Origin of the sequence: Bacillus cereus group sp. BfR-BA-01453 (genome assembly GCF_022662915.1) — a bacterium.
GTDB lineage: Bacteria > Bacillota > Bacilli > Bacillales > Bacillaceae_G > Bacillus_A > Bacillus_A paranthracis.
The window spans coordinates 1-15,641 of record NZ_JAKUEN010000003.1; the positions used below are offsets into that span (position 1 = coordinate 1).

Consider the following 15,641-nt stretch of genomic DNA (forward strand, 5'->3'; position numbering starts at 1 on the left):
GAAAACCCATTGTTTTTCTACTTATGATTGGGGTTTTTATCCATATACAGGAAAAATAAAAGAAGTTGTCTCCAAAAGTTCGTTTTTAACGACCTTTTGGGACAACCTCTTTTGTTAATTACTTTTTTCAAAAGCTAGTTTAATACCAAAACCAATTAAGACAATTCCTGTTAACCCTTGAATATAACGTTGCGTCTTCGGTTTTTTCATAAAAGCACTAATTTTATCAATTAAAAATATATAAAAAGCGAACCATATAACTGTTAAAATGAGGTAAGTAAGGCCCATTATGAGAAGTTGGATAAACGTATTATGATTTGGATTTAAAAATTGCGGTAAAAATGTTAAAAAGAAGACTGCAACTTTAGGGTTTAATAAATTCGTAAGAAACCCTTGACGAAAGCAAGAAGTGTGTTCGTCTTCATTATGCAAAGAAATATCGTTCGTATCGACGCCTTCTTTATTTCTTACTGCTAAAAGGGCTTTAATACCAATATAAATTAAATATAGAGCTCCAACGTACTTGAAAATAGAAAATAAAAGAGCTGACTTTACAATAAGTGCAGAAAGGCCGATTACTGCTGCTAAAGTATGGATCAATAGTGCAACACATGTACCGAACACTGTTTTCACCCCGCCCACTTTACCAGCAACTAATGTGTTTTTCGTAGCTATTGCAGTATCAGGGCCGGGTAAAATGATAAGACAAATAGACATAATGATGAAAAGAAAATAATTTTCAATCATAGTCGCTCCTCCTTTTTTATTTTTAGAATATTTGATTAAAAATAGTGTAGCACATATTTCGATTTAATAAAATTAAATTTTATTAAAATTTATTAAATAGGAAAAAGGCTATATAGGCGTGTAATTATACGACTATATAGCCTCAATTTAATCCCGTATGAAAGGGCGATTGCTTCTACTAATAATAAGAGGGAGATAAACCCTACTTATTAAATTCTCACTTTACGCATTAAGTAAGTTAAAGAACCGATTTACATCTTCTTCTGAAACATCACTTAACTGCTTATATTTATAATTTGGATTTTGGTCTTTATCAACGACAACAGATCGTACTCCTTCAAAGAAATCTTCATGTCTCATGAAGTTTTTAGCAAGTACAAGGTCAGTAGCGAAACATTCTTCAACGGACTTATTTTGTCCATCAATAAACTGTTTTAATGTTACTTTTAGTGAAATAGGAGATTTTGATAATAACGTTTCTTTCGCTTTTAAAGCAAAGGAACTTTGATCTTTCTCTAATGAATGAATAATTTCTTCAATTGTATCGAATGCAAAATGTGAATTAATTTCTTCTAATGAAGGAGCAAGCTCGCTTTCTAATGTTGGAGCAGTTGCAAATGTACGAATGACTTCTTTTAAATGAGTATGTACATCATCTTTTTTAGGCCAATTTACACTTTCCAGTTCAGTAAGGAAATTTGGTAATGAATCAGATGCAATAAAATAATCAGCAGCGTTTATAAATAATACGTCAGCAGCTTTTAAAATAGATGCTGTTAAAGCGACATAGCGGCCGGCATACCCTGGAGCTTTATTTAAGAAATAAGCAGCACCGACGTCTGGGAAGAAGCCGATATTCATCTCTGGCATTGCCCATTTCGTACGCTCAGTTACAATTCTGTATTTCGCACCATTTGTAAGACCGACACCACCACCCATTACAATTCCATCTAAACAAGCGATAATCGGTTTTTTATATTGATAAATATATGTATCAATTTCATACTCTTCTTCAAAGAAACGTTCCGCATGCTGCAATGCAGCTTCATTTGAACGTGCTTCATAAAGAGTTTTAATATCGCCACCTGCACAAAAACCTTTTGTGCCAGCTCCTTTTAATACGATAAGCGCAATTCGCTCATCATGTTCCCACTCTTTCAGTTTTTGCCCAATTGGTTGCAACATGTCATAAGATAAAGAATTAAGTGCTTTTGGGCGGTTTAAAGTAATTGATGCAACGCCGTTTTCGCTAACAGAAAATAAAACGTGTTCAGTCATGATTCATCCTCCCTTACATATCTTCTTATTCTTAATTCTTTATACGTACTGAAATGTCCTTTATAAATTTTGTCTAAAGTTGGCGGTATATGTTAATTTATCCACTGCATATTTTGACGAGTTATATTTGCAGGATTTTGGAGGTTGAAAATGAATATTACAACATTACTGTAATTGTAATTATTTGAAGTTACCATGATAAACACGCTATTATATATGTGTAAATTGTACATAATCACTTCGAAAAGAGTATTTGAAGTGATTATAATGAAAGAAAAATTGCTTTTCATTAGAAATAGAGAAAGGAGAAATCGAAATGCCAGTACCTTTACTATTGTCGGTGATTATTTTGTCTTCTTTAATGATAGGGATAACGCAATATTTTCATCATACAGATACGACAGAGGAAGTGAAGGATAAAGTACGACTTGTATTTCCGATTTTTATCATATCTATTTCTTTTTGCATTTTATTAAATAAAGATGGGTACATTGTTGCAGTATTTTCATTTTTTGTAGCGATTGTTTTCATTACAGTTTTATATTATGTAATGAAAGAATTTATCCAAAAATAAAGATGTCATATGAGACATTTTTATTTTTGGAAAGAATAAAATTTCACATACCGTATTATATGTAAAATTAACAAAACATATCGCAATAGAAAAGTATGTACTTTACCGTGTATTTACTTGTCAATCTTGCATAGCCAATATACTATTAATAGTGTAGAGATTAGAAAAAGGGGTTGTATCTATCATGAAATTTGAGATGCACACAAAAATTATTTCAAATGAAAAAGAAGTAAGATTACATATAGAAGAAAACATATTTCAATTAAAATTGGATGGTTATCACTTATTTACAGTTCAAGAAATATTACCTTTATATAAATCAAATGAAGAAAGAATCGGTAGTGCAATGATACAAAAGTTAGAATGGGAGAACGGAAAAACTACAATAAACTATCAACTTGTATCACTAAATTCAGTAAATTAAAAGGAGCAGGAAACCATGAAGTTATTTCATACAGCCGATTGGCATTTAGGAAAGCTTGTTCATGGCGTGTATATGACTGAAGATCAAAAGATTGTATTAGATCAGTTTGTACAAGCTGTTGAAGAAGAAAAACCAGATGCCGTAATTATTGCAGGGGATTTATATGACCGAGCAATTCCACCTACGGAAGCAGTAGACTTATTAAATGATGTGCTGCAAAAAATAGTGATTGATTTACAAACACCAGTTATTGCAGTCGCAGGAAACCATGATAGTCCAGATCGTATTCATTTTGGAAGTAGTTTAATGAAGAAACAAGGATTATTTATTGTGGGGCAATTTCAATTTCCATATGAGCCAATTATATTAAATGATGAATATGGGGAGGTTCACTTCCATCTCATTCCTTATGCGGATCCAAGCATAGTGAGACATGTATTGAAAAACGAAGACGTACGTTCTCATGATGATGCGATGCGTATTTTTATGAATGAACTTTCTGAAACGATGGATAAAGAAGCTAGACATGTATTTGTTGGTCATGCATTTGTAACTTCTGCGGGCGAAGCGGAAGAGAATACAAGTGATGCTGAACGACCGCTTTCAATTGGTGGTGCTGAATACGTGAATAGTCATTATTTTGATAAGTTTCATTACACAGCGCTTGGACATTTACATCAAGCGCATTTCGTACGTAATGAGACAATCAGGTATTCAGGTTCTCCACTTGCCTATTCTATTTCTGAAGAAAAACATAAAAAAGGATATTATATTGTGGAATTGGACGAGCAAGGTGAAGTAACAATTGAAAAAAGGTTACTTACACCACGCCGTAAAATGCGAACAGTAGAAGCGAAAGTAGATGAATTGTTACAACATCCAGTAAGTGAAGATTACGTGTTTGTAAAATTATTAGATGAAAATCCTGTCTTGCAGCCAATGGAAAAAATACGCTCTGTTTATCCAAATGCAATGCATGTTGAAAGAGCCATTCAAAGACGAGAGTTCACTGAGTCAAATGAATTAACTGTTTCAAGACATAAAATGGATGATTTATCATTATTAAAGGCTTTTTATAAAGAAATGAAAGGCTTAGATTTATCAGAAGAGAAAGAACGTCTATTTGTAGAAGTATTACAAACAGTGCAAGAACGGGAAGGTGAACGAGGATGAGACCGATTCAGCTTATTATGACGGCATTTGGCCCATATAAACAGAAAGAAGTAATTGATTTTGACGATTTGGGAGAGCATCGTATTTTCGCCATTTCTGGAAACACGGGCGCCGGAAAGACAACGATTTTTGATGCGATTTGTTATGTTTTATATGGTGAGGCAAGCGGAGAAGAACGAAGTGATACGAGCATGCTCCGCAGTCAATTTGCTGATGATAATGTGTATACAAGCGTAGAATTAACCTTTCAGTTAAAAGGGAAACGTTATGAAATAAAACGACAACTGGGACATAAAAAACAAGGGAACAAGACGATTACGGGACATGCAGTAGAATTATATGAAGTAATTGATGAAGAGAAGATTCCGGCTGTTGATCGTTTCCATGTAACGGATGTAAATAAAAAAGTAGAAGATTTAATTGGTTTAAGTAAACATCAATTTAGCCAAATTGTTATGTTACCGCAAGGGGAATTCCGAAAACTATTAACATCTGAGACAGAAAACAAAGAAGAGATTTTGCGTCGTATTTTTAAAACAGATCGTTATAAGTTAATGCGTGAGTTACTTGACCAAAAACGAAAACAATGGAAAGACGTCTTACAAGAAAAACAGAAAGAGCGAGAGTTATATTTCCGTAATGTTTTTAAATTACCAATTCGTGATGGAGCATTATTAGAGACATTAGTGGAACAAGACCATGTAAATACGCATCAAGTAGTAGAGGCATTAGAACAAGAGACAGCTGCGTATAAGACAGAGGTGGAGCAATTACAAGTAGAACAAGATATTCAAACGAAGCAATTAAAGGATGCTGAAACACGTTTTCATGCAGCGAAGTCTGTAAATGAGAAATTTATAGATTTACAACAAAAGAATGAGAAATATAATACATTACAAGAAAACCGTACAGTCATTGAAATGAAAGAAACATCTTTTAAACGTGCGGAACAAGCGAAGCGCTTATTACCATTTGAACAATGGCACGAAGAAGCGATGCAAAATGAGCAGAAAGCTGAAAGTTTGTTAAAACAAATTATCGCCAAAAAAGAAAATATAATGAATAATTTTGAACTTGCTCAGAAGAAATATGAAGTAGTAAAGAATAAAGAACCTGAGAGAGAAAATGTCAAAAAACTTGTTCAAAGATTAGAAGAGTTACAACCGATTATTGCATCATTAGCTGAGAAACAGCTGAATTTACAAAATGCAGAAATTCAAATCGGAAAATTAAAAGAAAGTATGCAAAACTTAAATCGACAATTAGAAGAGCATACAAATCAAAAACAGCTAATGACTGGTGAATTACAGCAATTAGAGCGAGCGCTTGAACAATATGTAGATAAAGTAGAAGAATTAACGAATATGCGAGAAGATGCAAAAGTTTTAAAGCAAGCATATGATGTATGGCAAGAAAAACAAAAATTCGAGAAAGAAAAAGAAGCAGCATATAGTAAGATGCAATTGGCAGTTAACGCATATGAAAATATGGAACGCCGCTGGTTAAGTGAACAAGCTGGTATATTGGCTCTTCATCTACATGATGGCGAATCTTGTCCAGTATGTGGTAGTACGACCCATCCGAAAAAAGCTACAGAGCAAAGTGGTGCGATCGATGAAAAAGAGTTAAATGATTTAAGAGATAAGAAAAATATTGCTGAAAAACTATTTGTTCAATTAGAGGAGAAATGGAATTTCTATCATCTTCAATATGAACAGGTAATAGAAGAGGTTAAGAAGCGAGGCTATCGCTCAGAAGAATTAGCTGAAACATATAGTGCGCTTGTTCAAAAAGGAAAACAATTAGCAACTGAAGTGAATACGTTAAAAGCAAGTGAAGAAACGCGTAAGCAAACAGCTGCGAAAATAAAAAGCATAGAAGAAAAAGTAGATGCACTTCAGAAACAAAAACATGAGGTAGAAACAGAACAGCACCGTATAGAAATGGATTGTATGCAGCTTCGTACGTCATATGAACATGATAAGAAAAACATTCCTGAAAACTTACAAACAGTCCAAGCTTGGAAAGTCCAGTTTGACCAAGCTATGCATGAGCTCAAATTAATGGAGGACGAATGGAAGAAAGTGCAGGAGGCGTATCAACATTGGCAAAATGAAAATATACGTATTCAAGCAGAACAGGAAGGTGCTTCTAATCAATTTGAAAGTGCAAAATCGAAGAAAGAAGAGACTTTCACGCGCTTTATGAAAGAGCTTGAACAGAGTGGATTTACAGATCAAATTACGTATAAAGAAGCGAAATTAAGTGATGCCGAGATGGATATGTTACAAAAAGAAATTCAAAGCTATTATTCATCTCTTGAAGTACTTGCAAAACAAATTGAAGAGTTACATGCTGAATTAAAAGATAAAGAGTATATGGATATTACGGCGTTAGGTGAACACATTAAAGAACTAGAAATTAACCTTGATATCATTAAAGAAAAACGTCAACGTTCGCAAAATGCGGTAACTTATATTTCTGATTTACATGAAAATATTAGACGTATTGATGAGCAAATTCATGAGGAAGAAAAAGCTTTCCAAGAACTTGTTGACTTATATGAAGTAATGAAAGGTGATAACGAAAGCCGTATATCATTTGAACGTTACATCTTAATTGAGTATTTAGAACAAATTGTTCAAATTGCAAACGAACGATTACGTAAATTATCAAATGGACAATTTTATTTAAAACGAAGTGAACGAGTTGAAAAGAGAAATCGTCAAAGTGGATTAGGGTTAGATGTATACGACGCATATACTGGCCAAACACGCGATGTAAAAACATTATCTGGCGGCGAGAAATTCAATGCCTCACTTTGCTTAGCGCTCGGCATGGCAGACGTCATTCAAGCGTATGAAGGCGGTATTTCAATCGAAACGATGTTTATCGACGAAGGATTCGGTTCATTAGATGAGGAGTCATTAACAAAAGCGGTTGACGCCTTAATTGACTTACAAAAATCAGGTCGATTTATTGGTGTAATCTCACACGTTCAAGAGCTGAAAAACGCAATGCCAGCTGTATTAGAAGTAACGAAGCAGAAGGATGGGTGTAGTCAGACACGGTTTGTGGTGAAGTAAGTTCAATTGTAATTCATATTATTTGCGATTCTTTAGTATAGAACTTTTGATAAAATAAAGGGACTGTCTCATAAGTCTCTTTCGAAGTAAGATCACATGAAATCGAAAAGGCAGAAATGTTATAAAATCAACATTTCTGCCTTTCACTTTTTATACGATTTTGGCTAAAAAGCATCTTTTGGGACAGCCTCTTTATTTGTTATTCAAAATTAGATAATTCACCTATGAGTTATCTGTAGAAGGAGGCGTATTTTCCAAACGATTATAAGCTTTAAAAGCCGAAATTGCCGAGATAACACCACCTACTAAAAATAAAGCCGATCCACCGACCAAAATGATACGACTGACATATGTTTCGCGCGCTTCTTCAACTTCTTCTTGTAACATTGTAGGCATTTGAATTCCCCCTAAATAACATTTATTTTGTATATAGTATATACAAACGCCTAAAATATGTTAAAATCACTGGATAGTGTTATGAGGGAGTATATAGTTAGATGTGAATTATTTGAAAAATCTTCATTATAAATTTATGCTAACTTCACATAGAGCACATATTAACATTGTATTATGTATATGTACCAAATAAATAAAGTGAATTGTATTTCGTTCTGTTTTTAAAAATTTAAAATTCTATTATTTTTATATAAAGGTTTCACATCGGAGTTTTAAATATTTTGGAAATAGATCTAAATAAAAGGAATTCATATAAAAGGGGAATGTCTTATGACAACATATACGAGTGAAATGAGAAAAAGTTTAGTTTCAGAAGAAGATGTAGATATTTTAAAAATTATGGCGCACCCAATCCGATTACAAATTGTAAATGAATTAAGCACGAGAAAAACTTGTAACGTAACACAACTAACAGAATTACTAAATATTCCACAATCGACTGTTTCGCAACATTTATCAAAAATGAAAGGTAAAGTGTTACGAGCTGAGAGAAGAGGTTTAGAAATTTATTATCATATTAATAATTTAAAAGCGAGTAAGATTGTAAGTGTTTTAGGATATATAAACTAATGAAGTATTTTCATATAAAATAGCCGCTGCTGGTGAGCAGGGGCTATTTTGTGTTGTTCTATCACGCGTTAACCGACAGTAAAACTCCCACCTCAAAATTCAGTTGGAGCAAAGAAGTTAGGTGGGAGTCAGGCTGTCCGTAAACGTCTGATTGGTTCAACTAATAATCAGTGGGGGATGAACAAAACCCCCACTGATTAAAGTTTCACTTTATGTATTCGTATTTAATATTTTATAGTTTTTATGATTTACAATTGTTCGTTCAAATTCAAAAGTACCACCGCTTACATTTGTAATTTCAACTAAGACCGATTCAGTATAAAGTTTTAGTACAGATCCTGTAATCTTTAAATTGTTTCGTTGAAAAAGTATAGTATCCCCTACGTTTGCTTTCATAGTACCTCCTCATTAAAGACAGAAATATTTTTTATTATATATATTAAACCACGTATAAGTATATTAGTGAATATTTAGTTTTATTTATCAAAAAAATATTTGTAGTCTATGTGTGCAGAATTAAAAGAAGTTTTAACAAGACGTATTAAAAACGCTTTCATTATGATGGAATTTGTAGAGCCAATTATTACATTTGAAGAAACAATTATAAATGTATAAAGAAAGTCAGGCTTATGAATTAATTTAATAAAACCGTCTCTTTAATGTTTATTAAAGAGACGGTTTTATTGTTTTACTATTGAAAAAAGGATTCAAAAACATATATAAATTTAACTTATACAAAACAATATGAACAACTATTACGTATTTAAAAAACATTTTTTTGTATTTCATCCTTCGTTTTCTGTAACTGATTCCATGTTTTTGACGCCTTGTCTTGTAAGTGCTTACATAACTGAAAACATCTTATACAATGAAGGTGTTAAATCAAAAGAGATGACCAAAATGAACATAAAAAAACAAGACTTAGCGAAAAGCATTAAAATAGAAAGAGGAGGCGGAAAGGTATGAAAAAATCAAAGGTTAATCCATGGCTTGTTGTCCTTGGTACAGTAATAGTTCAAATGGGACTTGGAACGATATATACATGGAGTTTATTCAATCAGCCTTTAGTTAGTAAATACGGTTGGAGTCTTAACGCGGTTGCGATAACTTTCTCAATTACTAGTCTTTCCTTAGCATTTTCAACTTTATTTGCAAGTAAATTGCAAGAAAAATGGGGACTTCGTAAACTTATTATGATAGCTGGACTAGCATTAGGACTAGGATTAGTACTTAGTTCACAAGCTTCTTCGTTAATATTGCTTTATGTACTAGCAGGAGTTGTTGTAGGTTACGCAGATGGTACAGCTTATATTACTTCACTATCTAATTTAATTAAGTGGTTCCCTGAACGTAAAGGTTTAATCTCTGGTATATCTGTAGCTGCATATGGTACAGGTAGCTTAATTTTCAAATATATAAATGCAAAGTTAATTGATTCCGTTGGTGTATCGCAAGCGTTTATATATTGGGGTTTAATTGTTACAGCCATGATTGTCCTTGGAGCTTGTTTAATCCATCAAGCTGCTGATCAAGGTGCAGTTCAAGAAACAAACACTCATGAATATACAATGAAAGAAATGTTAGGCACAAAACAAGTATACTTATTATTCATCATGTATGAGTGGCTTATACTTAATTGGTATGGTAAAAGACATTGGTGTTCAACTTGTAGGGCTTAGTGCAGCGACAGCAGCTAATGCGGTGGCTATGGTTGCAATATTTAACACATTAGGTCGTATTATTCTAGGACCGTTATCAGATAAGATTGGTCGTTTGAAAATTGTTACGGGTACTTTTGTGGTTATGGCGAGTTCGGTATTAGTTCTAAGTTTCGTAGATTTGAATTACGGTATCTACTTCGTATGTGTAGCAAGTGTAGCGTTTTGCTTTGGTGGAAATATTACTATTTTCCCAGCTATTGTTGGTGATTTCTTCGGTATGAAAAACCATAGTAAGAATTACGGAATTGTGTATCAAGGATTTGGATTTGGAGCGCTTGCAGGTTCCTTTATCGGTGCACTTCTAGGTGGATTCAAACCAACTTTTATGGTGATTGGTGTACTATGTGTCGTGTCATTCATTATCGCAATTTTAATTCGAGCACCTAAACAGAAAAAAGAACAAGAAGAAGAGTATCGCAGCGTAGCATAAGTATATAAATCTTCTATAACACTATAGTTACGAAAAAGCATCCTGTTAAATAGGGTGCTTTTTTGAGTTATTTTAACAAGGTTAAATTACTTTTTATTTTTTTTGATATAAAAGTGAGTGAAATATCCGTTTGGATTATATTGGAATATAATAAATCGATACATCGTATTCGAAATATGTATTAAATCTTAAATAATAAAGAAAATATGAATTGATGTTTGCAAGATATATTTTCAGACAAATATTGAGAAAATAAATGCTCGACTTTTTGTTAAGGCTTTGTAACTGAAGAGATCTTCAGTTTATCATCTTCAATTTTTACAAAGAGGGGTAAGAATTAAAGTATTTATTAATACTTTTAGATGTAATTGTATTGAAAAGCACTAAAGTTTTTATCTGAAAAATAAAAATAGGTTGACAAGTTTATTGAGAAAGATTATCATTTCGGTGTAAGAACGTTAAATGAAAAACATTATCAATGAATAATATTTTAATGAAAAGTACACTTGACCAATTAGTTTAGTAAGTGTATTATTTTTTACATCGATAATGATAATCATTATCATTATTTGTTTAATTAGATTGATTTTTAAATGAAAGGATAGAGGAAATGAACTTAGGGGAATTTGATGGGAAAACTGTTTTAGTAACAGGTGCAGCTCAAGGTATAGGTAGTGTTGTTGCTAAAATGTTTTTAGAAAGAGGAGCTACAGTTATTGCGGTTGATCAAAATGAAGAGGGATTAAACGAACTCTTAAATGAAATACATTTGAAAACGTTTTGCTTAGATGTGAGTGATAGTACCGCAGTTGAACAGATGGTAAATGATATTGAAAATGAAATAGCGCCAATAGATATATTAGTAAATGTTGCAGGGGTTTTACGTATGGGAGCGATTCACTCGTTAAGTGATGAAGATTGGAATAAAACATTTTCTGTAAATTCTACAGGAGTTTTCTATATGTCCCGAGCAGTAAGTAAACATATGATGCAAAGAAAGTCAGGGACAATTGTTACAGTTGGTTCAAATGCAGCAAATACGCCGAGAATGGAGATGGCTGCATATGCTGCATCAAAAGCTGCTACGACGATGTTTATGAAATGTTTAGGATTAGAACTTGCAGCGTATAACATTCGCTGTAACGTAGTTTCTCCAGGTTCTACTGAAACTGAAATGCAAAGGCTACTATGGGCTGATGAGAATGGAGAAAAAAATATAATTGCTGGTTCTCAAAGTACATATAGACTTGGTATACCGTTACAAAAAATTGCACAGCCTTCAGAAATTGCTGAAGCAGTATTGTTTTTAGCTTCAGATAAAGCTAGTCATATTACAATGCATAATTTATGTGTTGATGGCGGAGCTACATTAGGCGTTTAATAAAAAATTCAGGGGGTTACTATACAATGAAGGAATTTACGGCTGTAAAGGAACTGTCAGAAAAATTACTAGAAGATTATAAGACTGAATCTTCATTCTTTTTCGCTTCACCAACTCGAACGATATTAGCAGAAGGAGAGTTTACTACAGTAAAGCATCATGAAATTGAAAGTTTCCCAGAACTTGTACAAGCAGTATTATGTAATGCAAAACAAGCCGGAAATCCGAATCCTATCGTTGTCGGTGCTTTGCCATTTGATCGTAGAAAAGAAGTCCAACTTATCGTACCAGAATATAGTAGGACTTCTGAGCGATTACAATTGGATACAACAAATCAGCTTGAAATAAATGAGAACTTAACATTCGAAATGAGGCCTGTACCAGCGCCTGAAGTGTATATGAATGGTGTGAAGCAAGGAATTGCAAAAATAAAGGGCGGGGATTTAAAGAAAATCGTTCTATCCAGATCGTTAGATGTTAATTCTTCCGAAAAGATTGATAAGCAAAAACTTCTTCGAGAATTAGCAGCGCATAATAAGCATGGATATACATTTGCTGTGAATGTATCGAAAGATGAAAATGAGAATAGTAAGACGTTAATTGGAGCGAGCCCTGAATTACTCGTCTCACGTAATGGTATGCAAGTTATTTCTAATCCGTTAGCTGGTTCAAGGCCACGTAGTGAGGATTCAGTTGAAGATAAGAGAAGAGCAGAGGAATTACTTTCTTCTCCAAAAGATTTACATGAACATGCGGTAGTAGTAGAAGCAGTTGCTGCAGCGCTTCGTCCGTACTGTCATACATTACATGTTCCGGAAAAGCCATCCGTTATTCATAGTGAAGCGATGTGGCATTTATCTACTGAAGTGAAAGGTGAACTAAAGGATCCGAATACTACTTCTTTGGAATTAGCAATTGCTCTTCATCCGACGCCAGCAGTTTGCGGCACACCGATGGAAGAAGCGAGAGAGGCGATTCAAAAAATTGAGCCATTTGACCGTGAATTCTTTACAGGAATGCTAGGGTGGAGTGATTTAAATGGAGACGGTGAATGGATTGTTACAATTCGTTGTGCTGAAGTACAAGAAAATACACTCCGTTTATATGCAGGAGCGGGCGTTGTTGCTGAGTCAAAACCAGAAGATGAATTAGCAGAAACATCAGCTAAGTTCCAAACAATGTTGAAAGCATTAGGATTAAATGATAGTTCACTTAATGAAAAGTAGGGGGGCAGAAAGAATGCTAACAGGTTATACAAAATGGCCAAAAGAATTTGCTGATCGTTATCGAGAGGAAGGGTGTTGGCTTGGGGAAACATTTGGCGGGATGTTAAGAGAGCGAGCTGAAAAATATGGCGATCAAATTGCAGTTGTAAGTGGTAATACGCATATTACGTATAGTGAGTTTGATAAAAAAGTAGATCGATTAGCTTCAGGGCTACTGAATTTAGGAATAAAGCAAGAGGATCGAGTTGTAATCCAGCTACCTAACGTTATTGAGTTTTTCGAAGTATGTTTTGCGCTATTTCGAATTGGGGCACTTCCTGTTTTTGCATTACCTTCACATCGAAGCAGTGAAATTAGTTATTTTTGTGAGTTTAGTGAGGCGAGTGCTTACGTTATTTCAGATAAAGCTCTCGGTTTTGATTATCGAAAACTAGCAAGAGAAGTGAAAGAGAAAGTGCCAACTTTACAACATGTAATTGTAGTGGGAGAAGAAGAAGAATTTGTGAACATAAGTGATTTATATATAGATCCCGTTCCATTACCAGAAGTTCAGCCAAGTGATGTTGCGTTTCTCCAATTATCAGGGGGGACAACAGGACTTTCTAAATTAATTCCTCGAACGCATGATGATTATATTTATAGTTTACGTGTTAGCGCTGAAATTTGTAATTTAAGTGCAAAGAGTGTCTATATGGCCGTTCTTCCAGTAGCACATAATTACCCGATGAGCTCTCCTGGAACATTTGGAACTTTCTATGCGGGTGGAAAAGTAGTGCTGGCAACTGGAGGTAGTCCAGATGAGGCATTTGCACTTATTGAAAAAGAAAAAGTTACGATTACTGCTCTCGTACCGCCATTAGCAATGATATGGCTTGATGCTGCATCTTCACGTAATAACGATTTATCGAGTCTAGAAGTGATTCAAGTAGGTGGCGCGAAATTTAGTGCTGAAGTTGCAAAACGTATACGCCCTACATTTGGATGTACGTTACAGCAAGTATTCGGTATGGCGGAAGGATTAGTGAACTATACAAGATTAGATGATCCTGAAGAAATTATTATTCATACACAAGGTAGACCAATGTCTGCACTCGATGAAGTACGAGTTGTTGATGAAAATGACAACGATGTAAAACCTGGCGAAGTAGGTAGTTTATTAACAAGAGGGCCATATACAATTCGTGGTTATTATAAAGCAGAAGAGCATAATGCACAATCGTTTACAAAGGATGGATTTTATCGCACAGGAGATCTTGTGAAAGTAAATGAACAAGGTTACATCATTGTAGAAGGAAGAGATAAAGATCAAATTAATCGTGGTGGTGAGAAAGTTGCCGCGGAAGAAGTGGAAAATCATTTATTAGCACATGATGCAGTGCATGATGTAGCAATTGTATCGATGCCTGATGACTATTTAGGAGAACGTACTTGTGCATTTGTAATAGCTCGGGGACAAGCTCCGACTGTAAGTGAATTAAAAATGTTTTTAAGAGAACGCGGTATAGCAGCTTATAAGATTCCAGATCGAATTGAATTTATTGAAGCATTTCCGCAAACAGGTGTTGGAAAGGTAAGTAAAAAAGAGTTACGTAAAGTCATTGCTGAGAAACTTATTACGGTAAAACGATAAAAATATAAAAATTGGAAGGAAGTGATTAGATGGCTATCCCATCTATTTCAGTATACAAAATGCCAGTTGAATCCGAACTACCAAAAAATAAAGTGAACTGGACGCCGGATCCAAAACGTGCGGTTCTTTTAATCCATGACATGCAAGAATATTTTCTTGATGCATATAGCGATAAAGAATCGCCAAAAGTAGAACTCATTTCAAATATTAAGGTGATAAGAGAAAAATGTAAGGAACTTGGTATACCAGTTGTTTATACAGCTCAACCAGGTGGACAAACGTTAGAACAACGAGGGTTATTACAAGACTTTTGGGGTGACGGTATTCCTGCTGGACCAGATAAAAAGAAAATTGTTGATGAACTTACTCCTGATGAGGATGATATATTCCTAACAAAATGGAGATATAGTGCATTTAAAAAGACAAATCTATTAGAAATTTTAAACGAACAAGGAAGAGATCAACTCATTATTTGCGGTATTTATGCGCATATTGGCTGCCTATTAACAGCTTGTGAAGCATTTATGGATGGAATTCAGCCGTTCTTTGTAGCAGATGCAGTTGCTGATTTTTCACTAGAGCATCATAAACAAGCGTTAGCGTATGCATCTAATAGATGTGCAGTAACGACATCAACTAACAGTTTGTTAACAGAGTTACAAGGTTTAAAAGATGATGATGAAATCACTTTACAAAAAGTACATGAACTAGTTGCACAATTACTTCGTGAACCAGTAGAGAGTGTTGGGACTGATGAAGATTTATTAAATAGAGGACTTGATTCGGTCAGAATTATGAGTTTAGTAGAGAAGTGGCGTCGCGAAGGAAAGGAGATTACTTTTGCGGATTTAGCAGAGAACCCAACGGTTGTTGATTGGCATCGCTTATTATCTCTGCAAACAGAACGTGTACTTTAATATAGACTACATAATAAAGGGGTAGTGA

13 protein-coding genes and 1 pseudogene are annotated in these 15,641 nt (G+C 34.2%); 10 read left to right on the forward strand and 4 right to left on the reverse strand.

The genetic code is table 11. The features are described 5' to 3' along the window. Positions 1–114: 114 nt before the first annotated feature. Together MR070_RS07415 and MR070_RS07420 are read right to left on the reverse strand one after the other, a co-directional pair. Complete coding sequence (locus MR070_RS07415; protein ID WP_242260956.1) at positions 115–747, reverse strand: LysE family translocator; 633 nt, start codon at positions 745–747, stop codon at positions 115–117. Positions 748–969: 222 nt separating this feature from the next. After that, positions 970–2,025, reverse strand: a complete 1,056-nt coding sequence (locus MR070_RS07420) for an enoyl-CoA hydratase/isomerase family protein (RefSeq protein ID WP_242260957.1) — start codon at positions 2,023–2,025, stop codon at positions 970–972. Between the two features lie 316 nt (positions 2,026–2,341). Between MR070_RS07420 and MR070_RS07425 the strand changes: the two genes are divergently transcribed. From MR070_RS07425 to MR070_RS07440, 4 genes are all read left to right on the forward strand, one after another. Further along, on the forward strand, positions 2,342–2,599 hold the full coding sequence (locus MR070_RS07425) for a hypothetical protein (protein WP_001145041.1): 258 nt from the start codon (positions 2,342–2,344) through the stop codon (positions 2,597–2,599). 184 nt (positions 2,600–2,783) lie between these two features. Next, positions 2,784–3,023 carry a DUF2584 domain-containing protein gene (locus MR070_RS07430; RefSeq protein ID WP_000667348.1) on the forward strand — a complete coding sequence of 80 codons (240 nt, stop codon included), beginning with the start codon at positions 2,784–2,786 and terminating at the stop codon, positions 3,021–3,023. A gap of 15 nt (positions 3,024–3,038) precedes the next feature. Continuing rightward, on the forward strand, positions 3,039–4,196 hold the full coding sequence (locus tag MR070_RS07435) for an exonuclease SbcCD subunit D (RefSeq protein WP_242260958.1): 1,158 nt from the start codon (positions 3,039–3,041) through the stop codon (positions 4,194–4,196). Beyond that, positions 4,193–7,282, forward strand: a complete 3,090-nt coding sequence (locus tag MR070_RS07440) for an AAA family ATPase (RefSeq protein ID WP_242260959.1) — start codon at positions 4,193–4,195, stop codon at positions 7,280–7,282. Before MR070_RS07435 ends, MR070_RS07440 begins: the two co-directional genes overlap by 4 nt. Positions 7,283–7,504: 222 nt before the next feature. Here the strand turns inward: MR070_RS07440 and MR070_RS07445 are convergent, their stop codons facing one another. Beyond that, positions 7,505–7,678 (reverse strand): hypothetical protein, encoded by a 174-nt coding sequence (locus MR070_RS07445; protein ID WP_001142746.1) that lies wholly within the window; start codon positions 7,676–7,678, stop codon positions 7,505–7,507. Between the two features lie 330 nt (positions 7,679–8,008). Here MR070_RS07445 and MR070_RS07450 point away from each other — a divergent pair, with 330 nt between their 5' ends. Beyond that, the gene (locus MR070_RS07450) at positions 8,009–8,308 is read left to right on the forward strand and encodes an ArsR/SmtB family transcription factor (protein ID WP_000214798.1); all 300 of its coding nucleotides are present in this window, start codon (positions 8,009–8,011) and stop codon (positions 8,306–8,308) included. A gap of 210 nt (positions 8,309–8,518) precedes the next feature. Here MR070_RS07450 and MR070_RS07455 read toward each other — a convergent pair whose 3' ends face one another. Then, complete coding sequence (locus MR070_RS07455) at positions 8,519–8,704, reverse strand: YkvS family protein (protein WP_000646794.1); 186 nt, start codon at positions 8,702–8,704, stop codon at positions 8,519–8,521. 566 nt (positions 8,705–9,270) lie between these two features. Here MR070_RS07455 and MR070_RS07460 point away from each other — a divergent pair. From MR070_RS07460 to dhbB, 5 genes and pseudogenes are all read left to right on the forward strand, one after another. Beyond that, positions 9,271–10,459 (forward strand): annotated as a pseudogene (locus MR070_RS07460) (L-lactate MFS transporter). A 610-nt stretch (positions 10,460–11,069) separates the two neighbouring features. Beyond that, entirely contained in the window at positions 11,070–11,840 is a 771-nt protein-coding gene (gene dhbA / locus MR070_RS07465; protein ID WP_001048424.1) for a 2,3-dihydro-2,3-dihydroxybenzoate dehydrogenase, read from the forward strand. Positions 11,841–11,866: 26 nt separating this feature from the next. Further along, entirely contained in the window at positions 11,867–13,066 is a 1,200-nt protein-coding gene (gene dhbC, locus MR070_RS07470) for an isochorismate synthase DhbC (RefSeq protein ID WP_242260960.1), read from the forward strand. Between the two features lie 13 nt (positions 13,067–13,079). Next, positions 13,080–14,696: a (2,3-dihydroxybenzoyl)adenylate synthase gene (locus tag MR070_RS07475; protein ID WP_139895479.1), complete on the forward strand. Its 1,617-nt coding sequence runs from the start codon at positions 13,080–13,082 to the stop codon at positions 14,694–14,696. A gap of 29 nt (positions 14,697–14,725) precedes the next feature. Next, entirely contained in the window at positions 14,726–15,613 is an 888-nt protein-coding gene (gene dhbB / locus MR070_RS07480) for an isochorismatase (RefSeq protein ID WP_242260961.1), read from the forward strand. Positions 15,614–15,641 lie beyond the last annotated feature (28 nt).

Bases quoted from the DNA above. Each gene is read 5' to 3' on its own strand.
- MR070_RS07415 (WP_242260956.1), bottom strand. From the start codon at position 747: ATGATTGAAAATTATTTTCTTTTCATCATTATGTCTATTTGTCTTATC.
- MR070_RS07420 (WP_242260957.1), bottom strand. From the start codon at position 2,025: ATGACTGAACACGTTTTATTTTCTGTTAGCGAAAACGGCGTTGCATCA.
- MR070_RS07425 (WP_001145041.1), top strand. From the start codon at position 2,342: ATGCCAGTACCTTTACTATTGTCGGTGATTATTTTGTCTTCTTTAATG.
- MR070_RS07430 (WP_000667348.1), top strand. From the start codon at position 2,784: ATGAAATTTGAGATGCACACAAAAATTATTTCAAATGAAAAAGAAGTA.
- MR070_RS07435 (WP_242260958.1), top strand. From the start codon at position 3,039: ATGAAGTTATTTCATACAGCCGATTGGCATTTAGGAAAGCTTGTTCAT.
- MR070_RS07440 (WP_242260959.1), top strand. From the start codon at position 4,193: ATGAGACCGATTCAGCTTATTATGACGGCATTTGGCCCATATAAACAG.
- MR070_RS07445 (WP_001142746.1), bottom strand. From the start codon at position 7,678: ATGCCTACAATGTTACAAGAAGAAGTTGAAGAAGCGCGCGAAACATAT.
- MR070_RS07450 (WP_000214798.1), top strand. From the start codon at position 8,009: ATGACAACATATACGAGTGAAATGAGAAAAAGTTTAGTTTCAGAAGAA.
- MR070_RS07455 (WP_000646794.1), bottom strand. From the start codon at position 8,704: ATGAAAGCAAACGTAGGGGATACTATACTTTTTCAACGAAACAATTTA.
- dhbA (WP_001048424.1), top strand. From the start codon at position 11,070: ATGAACTTAGGGGAATTTGATGGGAAAACTGTTTTAGTAACAGGTGCA.
- dhbC (WP_242260960.1), top strand. From the start codon at position 11,867: ATGAAGGAATTTACGGCTGTAAAGGAACTGTCAGAAAAATTACTAGAA.
- MR070_RS07475 (WP_139895479.1), top strand. From the start codon at position 13,080: ATGCTAACAGGTTATACAAAATGGCCAAAAGAATTTGCTGATCGTTAT.
- dhbB (WP_242260961.1), top strand. From the start codon at position 14,726: ATGGCTATCCCATCTATTTCAGTATACAAAATGCCAGTTGAATCCGAA.